We start from the raw sequence: 18,995 nt of genomic DNA, 5'->3' as shown, positions 1-18,995 counted from the left end.
GGGCGCAAAGCCTACACCAGTTTCTGCAACTGCGCCGCCGTATCCGCCGCGCCCATGGTCTGCGCAGCGGCCAAGGCGGTCGCGCCCTGGGCATCGGTAGCCTTGGGGTTGGCGCCCTGGCTGAGCAGGTACTCGACCATTTCCACGCGGTTGAACATCGCCGCCAGCATCAACGCGGTACGGCCGTCGGAGGATGCGCCATCGACCGGCACACCACCGTCGATCAACGCCTTGACCACATTCAGGCTGCCCTTGAATGCCGCACCGGCAATCGGCAACTGGTTCTTGTCGTTGGCGATCAACGGGTCGGCCTTGAATTCCAGCAGTACTTTTACCGCCTCGACATGACCGTGGTAGGCCGCGAGCATCAGCAAGGTGTCGCCATTGTGGTTGCGGAAGTTGGCGGGCAAGCCCTTGGCCAGCAGCGCTGCGAGCATCGCCGCGTCGCCACGACGGGCCACGTCGAAGACCTGCTCGGCAAATTCGGCGGCTTCGTCATCGGTCATTTGTTTAGGCTGGTCTGACATGTGGGGCTCCTTTGCGAATACTGAATAGGCGCCAGTGTCGCGAGGGAGTTCCCACCTGTCATGGTTTTTTTGCCAAAAGCCCTTATAGGCAGAATCAATAGCGGAACTGCCCGCCCTGGATCTGCGCCAGCAGTTGTCCGGTGACCGGCACATAGCAGTCCGACCCCGGTAGCCAGGCGTAGACCGGGTCATTGCCGGCCTTGGCCGGGTCGAACGCCTCTTCCTTGAGTTTGACTTTCTGGTACTTGAAGGTGCCGGTGGTTTCCATCTTCACCTTGACCCGCAGAAACAGCGGCACCGCATAGTGCGGCAACTGGCCGTGGGCAAACTGCAGCAACTCGCGCATGTCCAGGGCCGCCAGGGACTCGGTCGGGGTAATCGCGACCATGCCCGCGCGGCCGTTGGTGTTGTCGATCTCGACGCCATAGGCCACCACTTCGGCGATCTGCGGATGTTGCAGCAGTACATTCTCGACCTCGGTGGTGGAGACGTTCTCGCCCTTCCAGCGATAGGTGTCGCCCAGCCGATCAAGAAATTGCGCATGGCCGAAGCCGATGCTGCGCAACAGGTCGCCGGTGTTGAAGTAGCGGTCGCCCTTTTCAAATACGTCGGTGAGGATCACCTTGCGGTTCTTTTCCGGGTCGGTGTAGCCGTCGAAGGGCGACTTCTCATCGATCCTCGCCAGCAACAGGCCCTGCCCGCCGGTTTGCACCTTGCGCATAAAGCCATCGTCGCCGCGAATCGGCTCGCCGCCGCCATGGTCGTAGTCCACCAGTGCCCAATGCTGAAGGCAAAAGCCGATGGTGTTGTCGAAATTCAGTACGTTGGTAAACCCGATGTTGCCGTCACTGGCCGCGTACAACTCGCAGACATGCTCCACGCCGTAACGTGCCTTGAACTGTGCCCACACGCCGGGGCGCAGGCCGTTGCCGACCATCTTGGTCACGCGGTTATCGCGGTCGTTGTCGGCGACAGGCTGGTCGAGCAGGTAGCGGCACAGCTCACCGACATAGCCGAGGGTGGTCGCCTTGAATGTCCGTGCATCGTCCCAGAACTGGCTGGCGCTGAACTTGCGGCGAATGGCGAAGCCTGATGCCCCCACAATCGCCGAGCCCCAACACACGCACAGGCCGGTGGCGTGGTACAGCGGCAAGGTGCAATACAGAACATCGTCCGGGCCCATGTCCAGGGCGATGCTGCCGAAACTCACGGCGGTCTTGGTCCAGCGCCCGTGTTTCATGATGCCGGCCTTGGGCAGGCCGGTAGTGCCGGAGGTGTAGATATAGAAGCACGGGTCGTTGAAGTAGATCTGCGCGGTGCTGGCGGGGTTGTCCAGCGAGCATTCGGCACTGGCGGCGATCAAATCGATATAGCCCTCGGGCACCGCAGCGGCCTGCTGGTCGCCGACAAACCAGCTGCGCTGCGCCGGGATCCGTACCTGGTCGCGCACGGCGTCGTATGCGGTTACCAATTCCGCGCCCACCACAATGGCCACCGGGTTGACCAGATTGAGGCTGTGCACCAGCGCGCTTTGGGTTTGCGCGGTATTGAGCATCGCGCAGATGCCGCCCAGCTTGGCCACGGCCAATACGCTCAGGAGCAATTCGGGGCGGTTCTCGATAAACAGCGCCACCACGTCGCCCTTGCCGATGCGTTGGGCCTGCAAGTGATGAGCAAGGCGGTTGGCGCGCTGGTTGGCTTCGCGGTAGCTGATCACCTGGTCGGCGTAGAGCAACGCGGCGCCGTCCGGATTGCGCAGCGTGGCTTGCTCAAAGTGCCAGCCCAGCCCGCAAGGCTGGGCCGGGTCCGTGACGTTGGCGGCACGCATGCCGCGCAACACCCGTGGCAACGCGCGAACGATGGCGGGCACCTTACGCAGCACCTTGCCCCAGGTGATCATGTCGTCTTGGGAGTGGCTCATGGAGGAACGTCCTTTTTCTTATTCTTCGTATGCCTGGCAGGAAAGTACGCCAGCCCTTCTTGGGCTGTACACGCGGGATTTGAAATGTTTTGTATCCCGGCTGGTGATCCGCTGAAAAAGGGAATTTCACGCTATGCCGGCAGTCTCTAGCAGTAACGGCATGCCGCTTTTGCCAGGCCGAGCAGCGCAAAATGCAGGATGCATGATGGCCATTCATGCAAATTGCACGAAATCGAAAATCAGGTAATTTTTCAAGACATTGATTTATAAGGTATTTTTTATAAATCAATAGCTGGCACAATCACTGCACCTATCACTCCATGCTTGCCAACTTGAGCCAACGGAGCTGATAGACATGAGCCTGATCCAAGATAAATTCGCTTCAGTATTCTCCCAATACGACGTCACCACTCAGCCACGCCCGGACGGCGGCATCCTGTTGACCCTGCGCAACAGCGAAGGCAAGCAGGTCAAGCGTTCGATTTCGTACCAACAACTGCACACTGCCGATCAGCTTACTTGGGTGATCAGCGCCATTCGCCGCGACCTGGCCGAACAAGCCAGCGAGTTGCCGCAGATTTCCATGCTGCAAAGCCAGAACCGCTTTGCGTTGCCGACCTACCACTCGGCTTGAATTAACCCAATAGAAAAGGGCCGCGACGCCGTTGAGCGTCGCGGCCCTTTTTAATGGGCTCGGTTTATGTGCTTAGCACAACCCTAGACGTGCCGCCTCGTTCAGGGCCTGTACGCGGTTGTTGACTTCCAGCTTGCCGTAGATGTTACGCAAGTGGAATTTCACCGTGGCCTCTGAGGTGGCTCGTATCTGGCTGATCTCCCAAACCGTCTTGCCCTCCGAAACCCAGTGCAGTATTTCCAGCTCCGAGGGAGTCAGGGGTTTGCCGCACAAACTCAGGCGTCTTCTGAGCGTGTTGGGTACGGAATACGCTGTCGCAAAAGATTCCTTTGGGCCTCTCATCAGTTTCTCTCCTTTTAATGGCTGACGACCTACCACCCTTCGGATTCCTCCTATTGACAGGTGATATAAACGTTGACCAAAAGAGAGTTACATAACGAATGGCATTAAGGCCCCGCCCTCCGAATAATCAGCCGGGCCCTACGAGAGTTTGGGCTTCTTCCCACAACAACTTCCAACGCATCCGGCTTGAAGTTTTTAGTACGCCGCGATTAATCGTCCAAGCCAGGAAAATGCCGGGCGATATCGTCGCCCGTCAGTGCAGGCACGCTGCCCTGAGCCGTATTGAATAACCGCAGCGCAACAACGTGCGGGTTCTCGCCCATATCAAACCAATGCGCCATACCGGCCGGGATCACCAGCAGGTCGTTTTTCTCACAGCGTACGGCGTACACGTAGTCGCCGATGTGCAGCGTGAACAGGCCCTGGCCGGCGATGAAGAAGCGCGCGTCGTCTTCGCTATAGCGACGCTCATCCAGGAACTGCGCACGCAATTCATCCTTCTGCGGGTGGTCGCCGGTCACGCGGAGCACTTCCACGCCAGCGTAGCCAAGGGCATCGATCTGCGCCTGGTAAGCCGCGATCAGTTGCGCGTCGCTGGCGCCCTGCTCGATCGACGCGGGCAACCAACGCTCGAACCGCACGCCGTGCTCGGCCAGGGTGGCGGTGATGTCCTCGTAGTGGGTCAGGACTTTGTTCGGAGTGTCCGGTGCAGCAACGGGATAGACGGCGACGTAACTCATTGAGGGATTCCTTGGTTCTGCTCGTGCAATCGAAGACCGATGATAACGGCTGCGGCCAGGGCCGCGACGCTGGCAATACTAAAGGTGAAGGTCGGCCCCAGCAGGTTCCAGCTGTAGCCGGAATACAGCGCGCCCAACGCGCCACCGGTGCCGGCCAAAGCGGCATAGAGCGCCTGGCCCTGGCCTTGTTGTTTAGCGCCGAAACTGCGCTGTACAAAGGCGATGGCCGCCGCATGAAAGCTGCCGAAAGTGGCGGCGTGCATGATCTGCGCCAGCAACAGCACCCAGAAAAATTCGGCAAACGAGCCCAGCAGCAACCAGCGCAGCGCCGCCAGCAGGAAGCTCGCCAGCAGCACCCGGCGCACCGAAAACCGCGTGAGGATGCGGCTCATGCCCAGGAACATCAACACCTCCGCCACCACCCCCAACGCCCACAGCAGGCCGATCACACCACGGCTGTAGCCCAGGTGTTCGAGGTGCAAGGTCAGGAAGGTGTAATACGGGCCATGGCTCATTTGCATCAGCGCCACGCAGGCATAAAACGCCAACACGCCGGGGCTGCGCAATTGCTTGAGGAAGCCGTCGCCGGCCAGGCGATTGCCATGGCTGACGGGCTGCGCATTCGGCACCCACAGGCTGGCGCCGATGATGCCGGCCATGATCACCACGACCACTACCGGGTAGATGTCCAGGCTCAGCCAGTCGAACAGGCGACCCATGATCACCACGGTGAGAATGAAACCGATGGAGCCCCACAGGCGGATCTGGCTGTAGCGCGAGGTCTGTTTTTGCAGGTGCGCCAGGGTGATCACTTCGAATTGCGGCAGCACCGCGTGCCAGAAGAACGCATGCAAGGCCATCACCAGCGCCAGCCAGGCGTAGGTGTGGCTGACGAAGATCAGCGAAAAACTCGCCAGCGTGCACACCGCGCCAAAGCGCACGATGGCCAGGCGCCGACCGGTGTAGTCGCCGAGCCAACCCCACAGGTTCGGCGCGACGCAGCGCATCAGCATGGGGATGGCCACCAGCTCGCCGATGCGTGCGCTGGAGAAGCCCAGGTGGTCGAAGTACAGCGCCAGGAACGGGGCGGTGGCGCCCAGGAGGGCGAAGTAGAAGAGGTAGAAGCTGGAGAGGCGCCAGTAGGGGAGATTGGGGGTCATCAGTGGGGCCGCTTCGCGGCCCAGCGCGAGCAAGCTCGCTCGCCACAGCAAGCGCGCTTGCCGCAGGAAGCTGTCACAGTTGGCCGAGGACCGGGGTGCTTACCTGTACGTCAGCGTTTTGCCCGCGATTGCGCAGCAGGTGGTCCATCAGCACGATGGCCATCATTGCCTCGGCAATCGGTGTGGCGCGGATGCCCACGCACGGGTCGTGGCGGCCTTTGGTGATCACGTCCACCGGGTTGCCGTGCACGTCGATCGAACGGCCCGGCGTGGTGATGCTCGAGGTGGCCTTGAGTGCCAGGTGCGCCACAATCGGCTGGCCGGAGGAAATACCGCCGAGGATGCCGCCGGCGTTGTTGCTGAGGAAGCCTTCGGGCGTCATCTCATCGCGATGCTCGGTGCCGCGCTGGGACACGCAAGCGAAGCCGGCGCCGATTTCTACGCCTTTCACCGCGTTGATGCTCATCAGCGCGTGGGCCAGTTCGGCGTCCAGGCGGTCGAAGATCGGCTCGCCGAGGCCCGGCTTAACGCCTTCGGCGACCACGGTGATCTTGGCGCCGACCGAATCCTGGTCACGGCGCAACTGGTCCATATAGGCTTCCAGTTCCGGCACTTTGTCCGGGTCGGGGCTGAAGAAAGCGTTGTCGTCCACGCTGTCCCAGGTCTTGAACGGGATTTCAATCGGGCCCAACTGGCTCATGTAGCCACGGACCACGATGCCCTGGGTCGCCAGGTATTTCTTGGCAATGGCGCCGGCAGCCACGCGCATGGCGGTTTCGCGGGCCGAGCTGCGGCCACCGCCACGGTAGTCGCGCTCGCCGTATTTGTGGTGGTAGGTGTAGTCGGCGTGGGCCGGGCGGAACAGGTCCTTGATCGCCGAGTAGTCCTTGGACTTCTGGTCGGTGTTGCGGATCAGCAGGCCGATGGCGCAGCCGGTGGTGCGGCCTTCGAACACGCCGGAGAGGATCTCGACTTCATCGGGCTCCTGGCGCTGGGTGGTGTGGCGGCTGGTGCCGGGCTTGCGGCGGTCGAGGTCACGCTGCAGGTCTTCCAGGGACAGCTCGAGGCCGGGCGGGCAGCCGTCGACAATGGCGACCAACGCCGGGCCATGGCTTTCGCCCGCGGTGGTGACAGTGAACAGTTTGCCGAAGGTATTGCCGGACATGCAGGGCGCTCCGCGAAATCAGTTGAATCAAGTCAACCGTAATAACTTAAGGCGGCCAGTATACGCAGGGTAATCGACTAGTTCATCCTCGAAACCTTACCGGTAGACGTCTGTCCAACCGGCACCTTCCCAATGATGGCGCGATGATGCTGCGAGTTTTGCTGTTTACCCTCACCCTGTTTACCGCCGTGGCCCACGCCGCCTCCCCTGTCGTGCTGCAGCGCCCCATCAGCCTGGACACCGGCAGCGGCGAGCTGTTTGGCTCGCTGCTGCTGCCACAGTCCGACACACCGGTGCCGGTGGTACTGATCATCGCCGGCTCCGGGCCCACCGACCGCAACGGCAACAGCGCCGACGGCGCACGCAATGACAGCCTCAAGCGCCTGGCCTGGGTGCTGGCCCGGCACAACATCGCCAGCGTGCGCTACGACAAGCGCGGGGTCGCCGCCAGCCTGGCCGCCACCCCCGACGAACGCAACCTGACCCTCGACGCCTACGTGGCCGACGCCGTGGCCTGGGGCAAGCAGCTCAAGGCCGACAAACGCCTGGGCCCGCTGGTTGTGCTGGGTCACAGTGAAGGCGCACTGGTGGCGGCCCTGGCTGCGCCGCAGCTCGAACCGGCCGGGGTGGTTTCACTGTCTGGCAGCGCGCGCCCGGTAGACCAGGTGATCCGCCAGCAACTGGCCGACCATTTGCCCCCTGCCCTGCTGCTGCGCAGCAATGAAATCCTCGATCACCTCAAGGCCGGCCAGGTGGATGCTGACGTGCCTGGCCCGCTGGAGGGCATTTTCCGACCGAGCGTGCAGCCTTATCTGATCAGCTTGTTCCGCGCCGATCCGTCGGCAGCCTTCGCCAAACTGAACATGCCGGCGCTGATCATCCAGGGCAGCAACGACATCCAGGTCGGCGTGGGCGATGCCCGCCAACTGAAAAAGGCCAAGCCCGACGCGGAGTTGGTGGTGATCGAGGGCATGAACCACGTGATGCGCATCGTGCCCAATGACGTGAAGCAGCAATTGGCTTCCTACAACGACCCGCAATTGCCCCTCGCCGCCGAGCTGGGCCAGCGCATCGTGCGCTTTATCGCCGGACTTCAACCCCGTTAAGCGACAATTTGCCTCTAGTCCTGCGGATAACGGCCGATAAGCCCAGAGTCGACAGCAAAAAGACTGTCGGCTTGCTGGGCTTGGACAGGATCGCGCCGCATGACAACCACTGAAGCAATACCGGAACCTACCGCCGACACCCCGGCTGACACTACCGAGGCCGTCGACGCGGCGTCCCTGCCGTGGGCGGATGTTCAGGCCGAGCATTTCAAGATGCTGCGCCTGGCCCCCCTCGCCACCGACCGCGCCACGGGCGTGCGGCCGTTGCGGTTCGTGCAGTTCGGTTACGCCGAGCGCAATGACAAACACCACAGCCTGCTGCGCATGGTGATCCAGTTGCCGGGCCAGCGCGTGCGTCGCGAACAGAACCATCTGGATATCTGGGTCGACCACGACAAGCAACGCGTGCACTTCGGCCCTGGCAACAGCCTGGAAATCGAACCCGCCAACCGTGGCATCGGCCGTTTCCTGGTAGCCCAGGCCGCCGCATGGGCCAAGAAGAAGTGGTCGCACTACCGCGTCGACGGTGTGGACCTGGCCAACAAGGATGCACTCAACGAAGCCACGCGCCTGCGCCGTGATCACTTCCTGCGGATCCAGGGTTTTGACGTGGCCTACGCCGATGTGCAGCACCTTAAAGGCAACGTGCAGCCGGGCAAGGTCAGCGACGTGCTGGACAGCTGGAACACCGAGAAAGTGCAGTTTGTGGAAATGCTCGAAGCCGCGCAGATGCTGCAACAGGCCGAGCACAACCTGGCGGAGCAGGAAGTGAAGCTGCGCAAGGAAGAGGAAAAAGTCACCAAGTTCAAGCGCGAGGACAGCGGTTTGCGCTTTACCATCACGTGTCTAGTGGCGTTTACGGTGTTTCAGGCGGGGTTGTTGATCTGGATTGCGACGCACCGCTAGCAGCGGGCTGAAATGCAGTAAAAATGTGGGAGGGGGCTTGCCCCCGATGGCAATGTGTCAGTCACTGGATGTGTAACTGAACCACCGCTATCGGGGGCAAGCCCCCTCTCACATTGACCATGTTTCTTCAGTTAGACCCGCGCAGCAAAAACTGCCTGATGTTGGCGGCACTGTTCAGCCGTCAACATAAACACCCCATGCCCACCGCGCTGGAACTCCAGCCAGGCGAAGTCCACCTCCGGGTACAGCGCCTCGACGTGCACCTGGCTGTTGCCCACTTCAACGATCAGCAAGCCCTTCTCGGTCAGGTGGTCGGCGGCCTCGGCCAGCATCCGCCGTACCAGGTTCAAGCCATCGTCGCCACAGGCCAGGCCCAGCTCGGGTTCGTGCTGGTATTCGTCGGGCATGTCGGCGAAGTCTTCGGCGTCCACATACGGCGGGTTCGACACGATCAGATCAAAGCGCTGGCCCGGCAGGCCGTCGAAGCCGTCGCCCTGCACGGTGTACACGCGCTCGTCGACGCCATGGCGTTCGATATTCTGATTCGCCACTTCCAGGGCTTCGAAGGACAGGTCGCCCAGCACCACTTCGGCGTCCTGGAACTCGTAGGCACAGGCGATGCCGATGCAACCGGAGCCGGTGCACAGGTCGAGGATGCGCGCCGGCGGCTGGGCCAGCCAGGGTTCGAAGCGGTTTTCGATCATCTCGCCAATCGGCGAACGCGGAATCAGCACGCGCTCGTCGACAATAAACGACATGCCGCAGAACCAGGCTTCCTTCAACAGGTAGGCGGTGGGCACACGCTCGTGGATTCGGCGATGCAGCAAGCGCTGCACGTGGGAAATCTCTTCTTCTTCCAGGTTGCAATCCAGGTAGCTGTCATTGATTTCCCACGGCAGGTGCAAGGCGCCGAGCACCAACTGCCGGGCTTCGTCCCAGGCGTTGTCGGTACCATGGCCGAAAAACAGGTCTTCCCCATGGAAACGGCTGACAGCCCAACGGATATGGTCGCGCAAGGTGCGCAGGCGGGAAGTGATCACGGGGGGCAGACTCCTGGAAAAAACGACTGGCGATTCTAACAGCCTTCGCCTGTACCGACGATGTACGAAATGCCCTCGCCACACGTCGGATTTCATCCAAATTGCCATCATTCGGTTAAACAAGCCGCCCACTTGACAGGGCTGCACGTCAACAACGGCGTACCTTACGATGGTAGCGATTCACAGAACCGCTCAGCCAGTGGACAATGTCACAAAAGCCCCCCTCACAGGAGCCCCAGAATGTCCGTTCCAAAGACGATGTTTCAACTCAGCGGTCGCGGTTACGCGGCAGCCAACCTTGGCCATGCGACCCTCGTGATCATCGACGCCCAGAAGGAATACCTCAGCGGCCCACTCGCCCTCTCGGGCATGGACGCGGCGGTCGACAACATCAAGCAACTCACCGCAGCGGCGCGCAACGCCGGGCGCCCGATCGTGCACGTGCGCCACCTCGGCACCGTCGGCGGCCTGTTTGACCCGCAGGGCGAGCGCGGCGAATTCATCCCCGGCCTGGAGCCTGCCGGCGACGAAACCATCATCGGCAAGCTGCTGCCCAGCGCCTTCCACGGTACCGGCCTGGAAAAACACCTGCAGGACCTCGGCTCCCTGGACCTGATCGTCTGCGGCTTCATGAGCCACTCCAGCGTCAGCACCACCGTGCGCGCCGCCAAGAACCTGGGCTTTCGCTGCACCCTGGTCGAAGACGCCTGCGCCACCCGCGACCTGCCGTACAAGGGCGGCATCCTGAGTGCCGAGCATGTGCAACAGACCGAAATGGCCATCATGGCCGACAACTTCGCCACCCTGGCGTTGACCAAAGATCTGATCTGATCGACCGTCCGATGAGCGGCGCGGCAATGTTTATTGCCCCGCTCATCCGTGAAGCCCTTTCATTTGGCGCATTTACCCCTCGCCCCGGAACAACCTGTGTATTGTCCGGTCGAAGGGCCGATACCCTGGAGGAAAGGTCGGAATGAAGATATCCGATGGTTTTGATGCTCGTCGCTTGCGCCCCAAGGGCCCGAGCAACTGGCGTCTGCGCCTGGTGGCCGGCTTTGCCGCGTTGCTGGCAGTTGTAGGTCTGTTGTTGGCGGGCGCTGGTGGCGCCGGTCTGTTTGGTCACTCGCCGGCCCTCGGCGAACTGAATGCCAGCCCTGGCGGTTCGGCCCTGCTGCTGGGCATCGGCCTGCTGGTGCTGTGGCTGGGCGTGTGGTTATGGCGGCGTAGCCGCAGGAAGATGCGTCAGCCGTTGTCGCTGAACATCGCTTCACACCTGATGAAAAAGCACGACTGATGGCGCTTGGATAGCGTTTCCTGCGCCCTGGCCGCCGCGATTTAGGTAAACTGCCCGCCCTTCGCGGAGGCTGACATGCAAGACGACGATTTTTCCCTGTTCAAAAACGAGCTGCGCGGCGTCAAGCCGATCAAGCACGACCGCGCCGATACCGGCAAACCCAAGGCCGACCGGGCGCAGATCGCCAAGCTGCGCCAGGCTGCGACCGTGCGCACCGACGCCACCACCGTGGATGGCCTGTCGGACCAGTTCGTGATCGACGTCGGCCCCGAAGACGAGCTGATGTGGGCCCGCGACGGCGTGCAGGAAAGCCAGATGCGCAAGCTCAAGGTTGGTCAGATCCCGTTCGAAGGCAGCCTCGACCTGCACGGCATGACCGTGGAAAAAGCCCGCGAAACCCTGTGGGCGTTCCTCGCCGAAGCGACCAAATTCGAAATCCGCTGCGTGCGCGTCACCCATGGCAAGGCCGTGCGGCTGGACGGCAAGCGGCCGATGATCAAGAGCCACGTCAACACCTGGTTGCGCCAGCACGCCCAGGTACTCGGTTTTACTTCCTGCCAGGCCCGCCACGGCGGCGCGGGCGCGGTGTATGTGATGCTCAAGCGCACCATGATGGAAGGGCGCGACGAGTAACAAGTGCCATCGTCAGGCTTGCAGCGATGTGTCGGCCACCGTAACCTTGCGCTTTGCGAAAATCCCACAGGTAGTTTCATGTCCCTGGAACAGAATTACACAGAGATTCTCGGCCAACTCGGCGAGGACGTCTCCCGCGAGGGCCTGCTCGACACGCCAAAGCGTGCCGCCAAGGCGATGCAGTACCTTTGCCGCGGCTATGAACAGACACTGGAAGAAGTCACCAACGGTGCCTTGTTCAGCTCCGACAACAGCGAAATGGTGCTGGTCAAGGACATCGAGTTGTACTCGCTGTGCGAACACCACCTGCTGCCGTTCATCGGCAAGGCGCATGTTGCCTACATCCCGAGCGGCAAAGTGCTGGGCCTGTCGAAGGTCGCGCGGATTGTCGACATGTACGCGCGCCGCCTGCAGATCCAGGAAAACCTCAGCCGCCAGATCGCCGATGCAGTGATGCAAGTGACTGGCGCGCTGGGCGTGGCCGTGGTGATCGAGGCCAAGCACATGTGCATGATGATGCGCGGTGTGGAGAAACAGAATTCGTCGATGATCACCTCGGTGATGCTGGGTGAGTTCCGCGAAAACGCGGCCACCCGCAGCGAGTTTCTCAGCCTGATCAAGTAACAGGCTGCACAGGAAAAACCGGCGTTCATCGCCGGTTTTTTTTCGCCCGCAGAAAATCAGGTAAGCTGCGGCCCCTTCTGTATTGGGCAAGAGGTTTCAGCCATGTTCGTCAAAGCACTTCGAGTGGGTCTCGGCCACATCATCATCGCGGGCGACTTCCTCACGCGCCCACGCAAAAAGCAACGCCCGGCCGAGCAACAGGCGCAAGTGAACGCGGCGGCCAGAGAGCTGACCCTGTACCAGTTCCACGCGTGCCCGTTCTGCGTGAAGACCCGCCGTACCCTGCACCGCCTGAACGTGCCGGTGGCATTGAAGGACGCGAAGAACAACGAGCAGGACCGCCAGACCCTGCTGGAGCAAGGCGGCAAGATCAAGGTGCCGTGCCTGCGCATCGAAGAGAACGGCCAGACCACCTGGATGTATGACTCCAAGGTGATCATTGATTATCTGGACAAGCGGTTTGCTGCGATCTGACAGACTTGTGCAAATCTAATGTGGGAGGGGGCAAGCCCCCTCCCACATTTAGTTTTATATTGCCAAATCCAGATCCAGCAACGCCGAGCCCAGGCACTTGCCATGCGCATCCAGCGCCAGCGAGCGGGTCACGCCGCCGCGCAAAATCCCCGGCAGCACAAAATTCAGCGCCTGCACGTTGGGCAACGCATACCGCCGCACCGGCGCCGCGCCCGGCTCCAGCAGGCCGGCGAAGAACTCGGCCACGCGTTCGGCGGTGAGTTGCTCACACAGCAACGTGTAGTCCTCGGCGCGATAGGCAATGATCGAGATGTTCGAGGTGTCGCCCTTGTCCCCGGTACGGGAATGGGCCAGCGTCTGCAGTTTCATGCTTCGATCCTCGGGTTGACCGCACTGCGCGGCAGCAGCAACGACGCCACCGCCACCACCTGGCGCACACTTTTGCTCGCACCGCCGCCGCCCGACGGGCCGTTGGTGTAGAGGGTTTCCACCTCATTGCCGACCCGCACCGCGTCGCTGCGTTCTTCACAGCGGGCGGCCACGCGCAGGCGCACTTCCCAGGGTTCGACGCTGCTGCGCGGGCCGTGGAGCGAGTCCATGCCGATCAGTTCGGCGCGCACGTCCTGCATCTCTACGCCCATCAACTCAAGGCGCTTGAGTACGACATCCCGCGCCAACTGCGCCCGTGCGACCGCACCCGGGCCGCCGTAGGACATCTGCCCTTCGCCGATCCAACCGTCCAGATAGCCGACGCTGACCTTCAACTGCTCAGGCCTTGCACGTCCGGCGGCACCGTGGGCGCGCACGCGATCAATGCCCTCTTCGACAAACCCCACCTGGGAAAAATCGGCGGTCACGTCCGGCGTCAGGTAAGCCGCCGGGTCGTGCACTTCATAGATCAGCTGTTCGGTGCAGGTGGCGCGGCTGACCCGGCCGCCGGAGCCCGAAACCTTGGTGATCAAGGCTGCGCCGTCTGCATCGATCTCGGCCAAGGGGAAGCCCAGGCGCGCCAGGTCGTCCACATCCTTGAAACCGGGGTCGGCAAAATAGCCGCCGCTGACCTGCCCGGCACACTCGAGCAAATGCCCGACCAAGGTGCCACGGCCCAGGCGCTGCCAGTCGTCCGCAGCCCAGCCAAACTCGAACATCTGCGGCGCGAGGAACAACGACGGGTCGGCCACTCGCCCGGTGATCACCACGTCGGCGTCGGCGCGCAAGGCTTCAAGGATGCCGTCCACGCCCAGGTAGGCATTGGCGGAAACCAGGCGTTTGCCCAAGGAACCCACCGTCTGGCCGTTATCGAGCGTTTGATCGGGTTGCAACACAGATAGAACATCGTCGCCTACGACCGCCACGACCTTGAGATTCAAGCCCAAGTCACTGGCAACCCGCCGCACTTCAATGGCCGCCGCCACCGGATTGGCCGCGCCCATATTGGTGATCACCCGCAGGCGACGCCCGCCCTTCACGCCAACAAACGGCAACACCCGGCGCATGCGCTCGCTCAGCAACGGGTCATAACCGCCCTGTGGATCGCTGATACGCGCCTGTTGCGCGAGGGCGATGGTGCGTTCAGCCAGGCATTCGAAGACCAGGTAATCCAGGTCGCCCCTCTCGGCCAGTTCCACGGCAGGTTCGATACGGTCGCCGGAGTAGCCGGCGCCGGAACCGATGCGCAAGGTTTTCATTTCAAATCACTCCCAGGAGCAACGCGGTCAGGGTCATCAACACCGACGCGGCAAACAGAAAAGGGATGGTGAAGCGCTGGTGATCGGCCAATTCGATCTTGCACAGGCCCACCAACAGGAAGGTTGCGGGGGTCAGCGGGCTGACCGGGAAGCCAGTGGTGTGCACGCCCAGCAGCGAGGCCTGAGCCACTTGCAGCGGGTCGACACCGAGGGCCTTGCCGACTTCGGCGATCACCGGCATTACGCCGAAATAGTAGGAGTCGGGGTCAAACAGCATGCTCAGCGGCATGGAGATAAAGCCCACCACGGCCGGGATCAGCTTGCCGTGACCGGCCGGAATCTGCGCCACCGCCACTTCGGCAATCGCCTTGAGCATGCCGGTGCCTTGCATGATGCCGGTGAACACCCCGGCGGCGAGCAAGATGCTGGCCATGGTCAGGGCGGTTTTGGCATGGGCGTCGATGCGCGCGCGCTGGGCGTCCACGTTCGGGTAATTGATGCACAACGCCACCACGGTGCCGAGCATAAACATCACCACCGGGTCGACCCAACCGGCGATCATCACCACCATCACCAGCACGGTGAGCAGCAGGTTGACCCAGAACAGCCGCGGGCGGCGCAGCTTGATGTCGTCGTCGCTGAGTACCCGCTGCGGCACCGCGTCCACGGTGGAACCGGCGCCCAGGCCGAGGCGTTTTTCTTCACGCCGGCCCAGCCACCATGCGCAGGCGAACACGAAGATCAGCCCGACGATCTGCACCGGAATCAGCGGTTGGAACAGGTCTGCCACCGGCACATGCAAAGCCGCCGAGGAGCGCAGCACCGGGCCAGTCCAGGGCAGGAAGTTGACCCCGGCCGCCATGGCGCACACACACGCGAGGATGCGTTTGTCGATGCCCAGCCGCGTATACAGCGGCAGCATCGCCGGCACCGTCACCAGGAACGTCACCGCGCCGGAGCCGTCCAGGTGCACCAGCAGAGCGAGAGTCGCAGTACCGACGACAATGCGTGTAGGACGCGTCCCGACCGTGCGCAGGATGCGATCAATGATGGGGTCCAGCATGCCGGCATCGGTCATGATCCCGAAAAACAGGATCGCGAACACAAACATGCCGACCACAGGGGCGACGTTCTTGATACCGGTAATGATGAAGGCGCTGGTTTGCAGGCCGAACCCGCCGAGCAGCGCGGCGATGATCGGCAAGGCGATCAGGGCCACCAGTGGCGAGAGGCGTTTGCTCATGACGGCAGCGAGCAGGCACAGGATGGTAATGACACCCAGGGTAGCGAGCATGGGTTACTCCAGAGCGGCCTTTGCGGCCGGTTATTGTTTTACCCGGAGTATTGGAATCGCGTTAGTCTTTGTAAATTGGAATATTCGGCGTGGCACGTTCGGAAAAACAAAATGAAGAACAGCATCCAACACATTCAAGCCTTTCTTGCCGTGGCGCGTACCGGCAGCTTTACCAAGGCCGCCAACGAGCTGCATTTGTCGCCCTCGGCCCTGACGGTGCAGGTGCAGCAACTCGAAGACTGGCTTGGCGTCGCCCTGCTTGATCGCAGCCCGCGCCACGTGAGCATCACCGCTGCCGGCCAGGACGCGCGCGGTCCCATGGAAAAACTGCTGCTGGACCTGGACAACATCGTCACCGGCTCCCGCGACCTGGCCGCCTTGCGCCGGGGCGTGGTGACCATCGCCGCCTTGCCCTCGGTGTGCGCCGGCACCTTGCCGCCGGCCTTGCGCCTGTTTCGCGAGCGCTTTGCCGGCATCGAAGTGCGCCTGCATGACCTGGTGGCCCACCGCATTCATGCCCAGGTACGCGCCGGCGAGGTGGATTTTGGTATTGGCGTACGCGCGCGGCTCAGCCATGGCCTGGACTTTGTGCCGGTACTGAATGACCGGCTGTGCGCTTTTGTGCCGCTGGAGCATCCCCTCGCCCGCCATCGCCAACTGACCCTGGAGCAACTGGCCGACCAGCCGATCATCCTCACCGGGCGCGACAGCAGTGTGCGCGAGCAAGTGGATGCGCTGTTTGACCAGACGCGACTGCGAATGAACGCGGGCATGGAGGCCAACTACATGTCGACGGTGCTCGCGCTGGTGCGCCAGGGGTTGGGGATCAGTGTGCTGCCGGAGTCGGCGGCGGACAGCCTGGAAGGCTTGAAGCGCATCAACATCGACCATCCCGGGGTGAACCGGGAGATCGGGTTGATCAGTCGTAGCGGGATTGGGCTGAGCCCGGCGGCACAGCGTTGCTTTGATCTGCTCAATGATGAGTTATCTGACACACCATAGAGCTAAATGTGGGAGGGGGCTTGCCCCCGATGGCGGTGTGTCAGTCCAGCATCGGCACATGCTTGGGATGGCTCGCCACCCGCGCCAACCACGCCTGCACACCCGGGTAGGCCTCCAGCTCAAACCCACCCTCATGGGCCACATGGGTGTAGGCATACAACGCCACATCCGCAATGGAGAACTGGTCACCCACCAAATACGGCGTCAATTGCAGCTGGCGCTCCATGACCTTGAGGGCCTTGTAGCCGCCCTTGTGCAACTTCTTGTATTCCTCCTGGCGCTCTTGCGGCAGGCCCAGGTAAAACTGGATAAACCGCGCCACCGCAATATACGGCTCGTGGCTGTACTGCTCGAAGAACTGCCATTGCAGCACCTGCGTGCGCAGTCGCGGTTCGGTAGGCAGGAACTCGCTGCCGTCGGCGAGGAAGTTGAGGATCGCGTTGGATTCCCACAGGCAGGTGCCGTCTTCGAGTTCCAGTACCGGGATCTTGCCGTTGGGGTTCTTGGCCAGGAATTCGGGCGTTTCGGTATCGCCCTTGAGGATGTCGATATCCACCCACTGGTACGGGATGCCCAGCAGGTTGAGCATCAATTTGACCTTGTAGCAGTTGCCCGACTTGTAATCGCCATAAACCTTGTACATGGGGCTCCCCTTATGCCGCTTGCGCGTGCTGTGCTTGACGGACCACTGCGGCCAGGCGCTTGAGACCTTCGTCCAGACGGGACGGGTCGATATGGCTGAAATTTAGACGCAGTGAGCCAAGATGCTGGTCCGGCTCGGAAAAGAACGGTTCACCGGGCATGAACGCGACGTCCTGATCGAGCGCAGCAGCCAACAAGGTGCGGGTGTCGAGCGGCTGTTTCAAGGTCAGCCAGAAGAATAATCCACCCTGGGGCACTTGCCAGTCGGCCAGGTCGCCGAAATGTTTCTCCAGCGCAGCCTGAAAGGCATCGCGGCGCTCGCGGTAAAAACTGCGCAACTCCACCAGGTGTTGCTGGTATTTGTCGGTGCCGATCCATTGCATCGCCTGCCACTGGCCGACCCGGTTGGTGTGCAGGTCCGCCGACTGCTTGAGCTTGAGCAGGTGCGGGAACAGGTCCGGGCTGGCGATCAGGTAACCCACGCGCAGGCCGGGCAGCAGGGTCTTGGAGACCGTGCCGGTGTAGATCCAGCTGGCTTTTTTCAGGCGCCCGACGATGGGTTTGGCACTGCCGCCGTCGAAGGTCAGCTCGCGGTAGGGTTCGTCTTCGATCAGGCTCACGCCGAACTCATCAAGCAAGGCGGCGACGGCCGCGCGCTTGGCCTCGCTGTAGCGCACGGCCGACGGGTTCTGGAAAGTCGGGATCAGGTAGATGAACGCCGGGCGATGACGTTCGAGGTTGCTGCGCAGGCTGGCCAGGTCGGGGCCGTCGGCTTCCAGTTGCACGGTGAGGCAGTCAGCGCCGAACAATTGGAAAATCTGCAACGCGGCCAGGTAGGTCGGGCCTTCCAGCAGGATTTTGGTGCCTTTGTCGATATACAGCTTGGCCGCCAGGTCGAGGGTTTGCTGGGAGCCGCTGACCACCAGCACCTGGCTGGCCTGGCACGGCACGCCCAGGGCACGCGCCTCGGCGGCGAGCAATTCGCGCAGCTGCGGTTCGCCTTCGCTCATACCGTATTGGCCAATGTTCAGTGGCATGTCGTCCCAGTTCAGCGCGGGCAGCATGGCTTCGGCTGGCAGGCCACCGGCGAACGACATCACCTCGGGGCGCTGGGCGGCCGCGAGAATTTCACGGATCAAGGAGCTTTTGAGGCGCGTAACACGTTCAGAGAAGGCCATGGAGGTCACCGCTAGCGAAGGCTGTGGGAAATACGTCAAACTGGTTGACCGAAATTACGATAGCTTGAGTGGATACGTCAACATGCTTGACCTTAAAAACCAAAGCAGCCAGCAACAGGCCATGGAGGCGTTTTTCTTCGGCTACCAGGCCTTCACCGCCAAGGCCGACGAAATGCTCGAACGCCGGGGCCTGAGCCGCGTGCATCAACGCATCGTGTTTTTTATCGCGCGCTACCCGACCCTGAGCGTGAAGGAGTTGCTGGAATTGCTCGGCGTGAGCAAGCAGGCGCTGAACATGCCGCTGCGCCAATTGCAGGAAATGCACCTGGTGGACAGCGTGGCGTCCGCGGCCGACAAGCGCAAACGCCTGCTGCAACTGACCGAAGAAGGCCTGCGTTTCGAGCAGTCGCTGCGCCGCGAGCAGGTGAAGCTGTTGCAGCGCGCGTTCAGTGAATCCGGGGAAGAAGCAGTGATGGGCTGGCTGGCGATCAACCAGGCACTCAGTGCCGGGAATTAGCCTTTCATCCCCTTTCGCACACTTAATCGAAAACATTATTTGCTTTCTTTGTATACAAAAGCATAATTCGCTTCGTGCGAGTTCCTGACCTATTGGTCAACAAAACCC

At 61.9% G+C, this 18,995-nt stretch carries 22 protein-coding genes; 10 read left to right on the top strand and 12 right to left on the bottom strand.

Annotated elements, in window-relative coordinates; translation table 11 throughout:
- Nucleotides 1–11: 11 nt before the first annotated feature.
- Together AC0IYH_RS25010 and AC0IYH_RS25005 are read right to left on the bottom strand one after the other, a co-directional pair.
- Nucleotides 12–527, bottom strand: coding sequence for an ankyrin repeat domain-containing protein (locus AC0IYH_RS25010; RefSeq protein WP_116626276.1), 516 nt, complete (start codon nt 525–527; stop codon nt 12–14).
- A 94-nt stretch (nt 528–621) separates the two neighbouring features.
- Nucleotides 622–2,448: a long-chain-acyl-CoA synthetase gene (locus AC0IYH_RS25005; protein WP_471836728.1), complete on the bottom strand. Its 1,827-nt coding sequence runs from the start codon at nt 2,446–2,448 to the stop codon at nt 622–624.
- Between the two features lie 355 nt (nt 2,449–2,803).
- On the opposite strand from AC0IYH_RS25005, the gene AC0IYH_RS25000 reads away from it, so the two are divergent.
- The gene (locus AC0IYH_RS25000; RefSeq protein ID WP_016970113.1) at nt 2,804–3,082 is read left to right on the top strand and encodes a DUF3509 domain-containing protein; all 279 of its coding nucleotides are present in this window, start codon (nt 2,804–2,806) and stop codon (nt 3,080–3,082) included.
- A gap of 72 nt (nt 3,083–3,154) precedes the next feature.
- On the opposite strand, the gene AC0IYH_RS24995 is transcribed toward AC0IYH_RS25000, so the two are convergent.
- The 4 genes from AC0IYH_RS24995 to aroC form a co-directional block, all read right to left on the bottom strand.
- Nucleotides 3,155–3,424: a helix-turn-helix domain-containing protein gene (locus AC0IYH_RS24995; RefSeq protein ID WP_116626274.1), complete on the bottom strand. Its 270-nt coding sequence runs from the start codon at nt 3,422–3,424 to the stop codon at nt 3,155–3,157.
- Between the two features lie 209 nt (nt 3,425–3,633).
- Nucleotides 3,634–4,164, bottom strand: coding sequence for a 1,2-dihydroxy-3-keto-5-methylthiopentene dioxygenase (locus tag AC0IYH_RS24990; protein ID WP_471836725.1), 531 nt, complete (start codon nt 4,162–4,164; stop codon nt 3,634–3,636).
- Complete coding sequence (locus AC0IYH_RS24985; RefSeq protein ID WP_471836723.1) at nt 4,161–5,324, bottom strand: MFS transporter; 1,164 nt, start codon at nt 5,322–5,324, stop codon at nt 4,161–4,163. Before AC0IYH_RS24985 ends, AC0IYH_RS24990 begins: the two co-directional genes overlap by 4 nt.
- 73 nt (nt 5,325–5,397) lie before the next feature.
- Nucleotides 5,398–6,489 carry a chorismate synthase gene (aroC, locus tag AC0IYH_RS24980; protein WP_116626272.1) on the bottom strand — a complete coding sequence of 364 codons (1,092 nt, stop codon included), beginning with the start codon at nt 6,487–6,489 and terminating at the stop codon, nt 5,398–5,400.
- A gap of 143 nt (nt 6,490–6,632) precedes the next feature.
- Between aroC and AC0IYH_RS24975 the strand changes: the two genes are divergently transcribed.
- Both AC0IYH_RS24975 and AC0IYH_RS24970 read left to right on the top strand, forming a co-directional pair.
- The gene (locus tag AC0IYH_RS24975; RefSeq protein WP_122773456.1) at nt 6,633–7,595 is read left to right on the top strand and encodes an alpha/beta fold hydrolase; all 963 of its coding nucleotides are present in this window, start codon (nt 6,633–6,635) and stop codon (nt 7,593–7,595) included.
- A 99-nt stretch (nt 7,596–7,694) separates the two neighbouring features.
- Nucleotides 7,695–8,501 carry a hypothetical protein gene (locus AC0IYH_RS24970; protein WP_116626270.1) on the top strand — a complete coding sequence of 269 codons (807 nt, stop codon included), beginning with the start codon at nt 7,695–7,697 and terminating at the stop codon, nt 8,499–8,501.
- A 131-nt stretch (nt 8,502–8,632) separates the two neighbouring features.
- Here the strand turns inward: AC0IYH_RS24970 and prmB are convergent, their stop codons facing one another.
- Nucleotides 8,633–9,541 (bottom strand): 50S ribosomal protein L3 N(5)-glutamine methyltransferase, encoded by a 909-nt coding sequence (prmB, locus tag AC0IYH_RS24965; RefSeq protein ID WP_471836720.1) that lies wholly within the window; start codon nt 9,539–9,541, stop codon nt 8,633–8,635.
- 240 nt (nt 9,542–9,781) lie between these two features.
- Here prmB and AC0IYH_RS24960 point away from each other — a divergent pair, with 240 nt between their 5' ends.
- The 5 genes from AC0IYH_RS24960 to AC0IYH_RS24940 all read left to right on the top strand — a co-directional run bounded on the left by AC0IYH_RS24960 (nt 9,782) and on the right by AC0IYH_RS24940 (nt 12,566).
- Entirely contained in the window at nt 9,782–10,372 is a 591-nt protein-coding gene (locus AC0IYH_RS24960; RefSeq protein WP_116626268.1) for a cysteine hydrolase family protein, read from the top strand.
- Nucleotides 10,373–10,514: 142 nt separating this feature from the next.
- Nucleotides 10,515–10,835 carry a hypothetical protein gene (locus AC0IYH_RS24955; RefSeq protein WP_116626267.1) on the top strand — a complete coding sequence of 107 codons (321 nt, stop codon included), beginning with the start codon at nt 10,515–10,517 and terminating at the stop codon, nt 10,833–10,835.
- Between the two features lie 75 nt (nt 10,836–10,910).
- Nucleotides 10,911–11,468, top strand: a complete 558-nt coding sequence (locus AC0IYH_RS24950) for a Smr/MutS family protein (RefSeq protein WP_032888029.1) — start codon at nt 10,911–10,913, stop codon at nt 11,466–11,468.
- Between the two features lie 78 nt (nt 11,469–11,546).
- Nucleotides 11,547–12,092 (top strand): GTP cyclohydrolase I FolE, encoded by a 546-nt coding sequence (gene folE / locus AC0IYH_RS24945; RefSeq protein ID WP_083357562.1) that lies wholly within the window; start codon nt 11,547–11,549, stop codon nt 12,090–12,092.
- Between the two features lie 102 nt (nt 12,093–12,194).
- A complete protein-coding gene (locus AC0IYH_RS24940) occupies nt 12,195–12,566 on the top strand; it encodes a glutathione S-transferase N-terminal domain-containing protein (RefSeq protein ID WP_122773459.1) in 372 nt (123 codons plus the stop codon).
- Nucleotides 12,567–12,620: 54 nt separating this feature from the next.
- Here the strand turns inward: AC0IYH_RS24940 and AC0IYH_RS24935 are convergent, their stop codons facing one another.
- The 3 genes from AC0IYH_RS24935 to AC0IYH_RS24925 are packed head-to-tail and all read right to left on the bottom strand — an operon-like array spanning nt 12,621 to nt 15,548.
- A complete protein-coding gene (locus AC0IYH_RS24935) occupies nt 12,621–12,935 on the bottom strand; it encodes an AtuA-related protein (RefSeq protein ID WP_122773460.1) in 315 nt (104 codons plus the stop codon).
- On the bottom strand, nt 12,932–14,254 hold the full coding sequence (locus AC0IYH_RS24930) for an acyclic terpene utilization AtuA family protein (RefSeq protein ID WP_471836716.1): 1,323 nt from the start codon (nt 14,252–14,254) through the stop codon (nt 12,932–12,934). Before AC0IYH_RS24930 ends, AC0IYH_RS24935 begins: the two co-directional genes overlap by 4 nt.
- A 1-nt stretch (nt 14,255) precedes the next feature.
- Nucleotides 14,256–15,548, bottom strand: a complete 1,293-nt coding sequence (locus tag AC0IYH_RS24925; RefSeq protein WP_471836714.1) for a CitMHS family transporter — start codon at nt 15,546–15,548, stop codon at nt 14,256–14,258.
- A 111-nt stretch (nt 15,549–15,659) separates the two neighbouring features.
- Here AC0IYH_RS24925 and AC0IYH_RS24920 point away from each other — a divergent pair, with 111 nt between their 5' ends.
- Nucleotides 15,660–16,550 (top strand): LysR family transcriptional regulator, encoded by an 891-nt coding sequence (locus tag AC0IYH_RS24920; RefSeq protein ID WP_471836712.1) that lies wholly within the window; start codon nt 15,660–15,662, stop codon nt 16,548–16,550.
- A 40-nt stretch (nt 16,551–16,590) separates the two neighbouring features.
- Here AC0IYH_RS24920 and AC0IYH_RS24915 read toward each other — a convergent pair whose 3' ends face one another.
- Both AC0IYH_RS24915 and AC0IYH_RS24910 read right to left on the bottom strand, forming a co-directional pair.
- Nucleotides 16,591–17,193 carry a glutathione S-transferase family protein gene (locus AC0IYH_RS24915; RefSeq protein WP_116626262.1) on the bottom strand — a complete coding sequence of 201 codons (603 nt, stop codon included), beginning with the start codon at nt 17,191–17,193 and terminating at the stop codon, nt 16,591–16,593.
- 10 nt (nt 17,194–17,203) lie between these two features.
- On the bottom strand, nt 17,204–18,370 hold the full coding sequence (locus tag AC0IYH_RS24910; protein ID WP_471836709.1) for an aminotransferase-like domain-containing protein: 1,167 nt from the start codon (nt 18,368–18,370) through the stop codon (nt 17,204–17,206).
- 82 nt (nt 18,371–18,452) lie between these two features.
- On the opposite strand from AC0IYH_RS24910, the gene AC0IYH_RS24905 reads away from it, so the two are divergent.
- Nucleotides 18,453–18,887 (top strand): MarR family winged helix-turn-helix transcriptional regulator, encoded by a 435-nt coding sequence (locus AC0IYH_RS24905; protein ID WP_471836707.1) that lies wholly within the window; start codon nt 18,453–18,455, stop codon nt 18,885–18,887.
- The last annotated feature ends 108 nt before the right edge of the window (nt 18,888–18,995 follow it).

It is taken from the genome of Pseudomonas sp. AC463 (genome assembly GCF_979253585.1).
This window is presented reverse-complemented; position numbering and strand designations above follow the sequence as displayed.

Coding starts and splice junctions, on each gene's coding strand:
- AC0IYH_RS25010 (WP_116626276.1), bottom strand. CDS start 527: ATGTCAGACCAGCCTAAACAAATGACCGATGACGAAGCCGCCGAATTT.
- AC0IYH_RS25005 (WP_471836728.1), bottom strand. CDS start 2,448: ATGAGCCACTCCCAAGACGACATGATCACCTGGGGCAAGGTGCTGCGT.
- AC0IYH_RS25000 (WP_016970113.1), top strand. CDS start 2,804: ATGAGCCTGATCCAAGATAAATTCGCTTCAGTATTCTCCCAATACGAC.
- AC0IYH_RS24995 (WP_116626274.1), bottom strand. CDS start 3,424: ATGAGAGGCCCAAAGGAATCTTTTGCGACAGCGTATTCCGTACCCAAC.
- AC0IYH_RS24990 (WP_471836725.1), bottom strand. CDS start 4,164: ATGAGTTACGTCGCCGTCTATCCCGTTGCTGCACCGGACACTCCGAAC.
- AC0IYH_RS24985 (WP_471836723.1), bottom strand. CDS start 5,324: ATGACCCCCAATCTCCCCTACTGGCGCCTCTCCAGCTTCTACCTCTTC.
- aroC (WP_116626272.1), bottom strand. CDS start 6,489: ATGTCCGGCAATACCTTCGGCAAACTGTTCACTGTCACCACCGCGGGC.
- AC0IYH_RS24975 (WP_122773456.1), top strand. CDS start 6,633: ATGATGCTGCGAGTTTTGCTGTTTACCCTCACCCTGTTTACCGCCGTG.
- AC0IYH_RS24970 (WP_116626270.1), top strand. CDS start 7,695: ATGACAACCACTGAAGCAATACCGGAACCTACCGCCGACACCCCGGCT.
- AC0IYH_RS24960 (WP_116626268.1), top strand. CDS start 9,782: ATGTCCGTTCCAAAGACGATGTTTCAACTCAGCGGTCGCGGTTACGCG.
- AC0IYH_RS24955 (WP_116626267.1), top strand. CDS start 10,515: ATGAAGATATCCGATGGTTTTGATGCTCGTCGCTTGCGCCCCAAGGGC.
- AC0IYH_RS24950 (WP_032888029.1), top strand. CDS start 10,911: ATGCAAGACGACGATTTTTCCCTGTTCAAAAACGAGCTGCGCGGCGTC.
- folE (WP_083357562.1), top strand. CDS start 11,547: ATGTCCCTGGAACAGAATTACACAGAGATTCTCGGCCAACTCGGCGAG.
- AC0IYH_RS24940 (WP_122773459.1), top strand. CDS start 12,195: ATGTTCGTCAAAGCACTTCGAGTGGGTCTCGGCCACATCATCATCGCG.
- AC0IYH_RS24935 (WP_122773460.1), bottom strand. CDS start 12,935: ATGAAACTGCAGACGCTGGCCCATTCCCGTACCGGGGACAAGGGCGAC.
- AC0IYH_RS24930 (WP_471836716.1), bottom strand. CDS start 14,254: ATGAAAACCTTGCGCATCGGTTCCGGCGCCGGCTACTCCGGCGACCGT.
- AC0IYH_RS24925 (WP_471836714.1), bottom strand. CDS start 15,548: ATGCTCGCTACCCTGGGTGTCATTACCATCCTGTGCCTGCTCGCTGCC.
- AC0IYH_RS24920 (WP_471836712.1), top strand. CDS start 15,660: ATGAAGAACAGCATCCAACACATTCAAGCCTTTCTTGCCGTGGCGCGT.
- AC0IYH_RS24915 (WP_116626262.1), bottom strand. CDS start 17,193: ATGTACAAGGTTTATGGCGATTACAAGTCGGGCAACTGCTACAAGGTC.
- AC0IYH_RS24910 (WP_471836709.1), bottom strand. CDS start 18,370: ATGGCCTTCTCTGAACGTGTTACGCGCCTCAAAAGCTCCTTGATCCGT.
- AC0IYH_RS24905 (WP_471836707.1), top strand. CDS start 18,453: ATGCTTGACCTTAAAAACCAAAGCAGCCAGCAACAGGCCATGGAGGCG.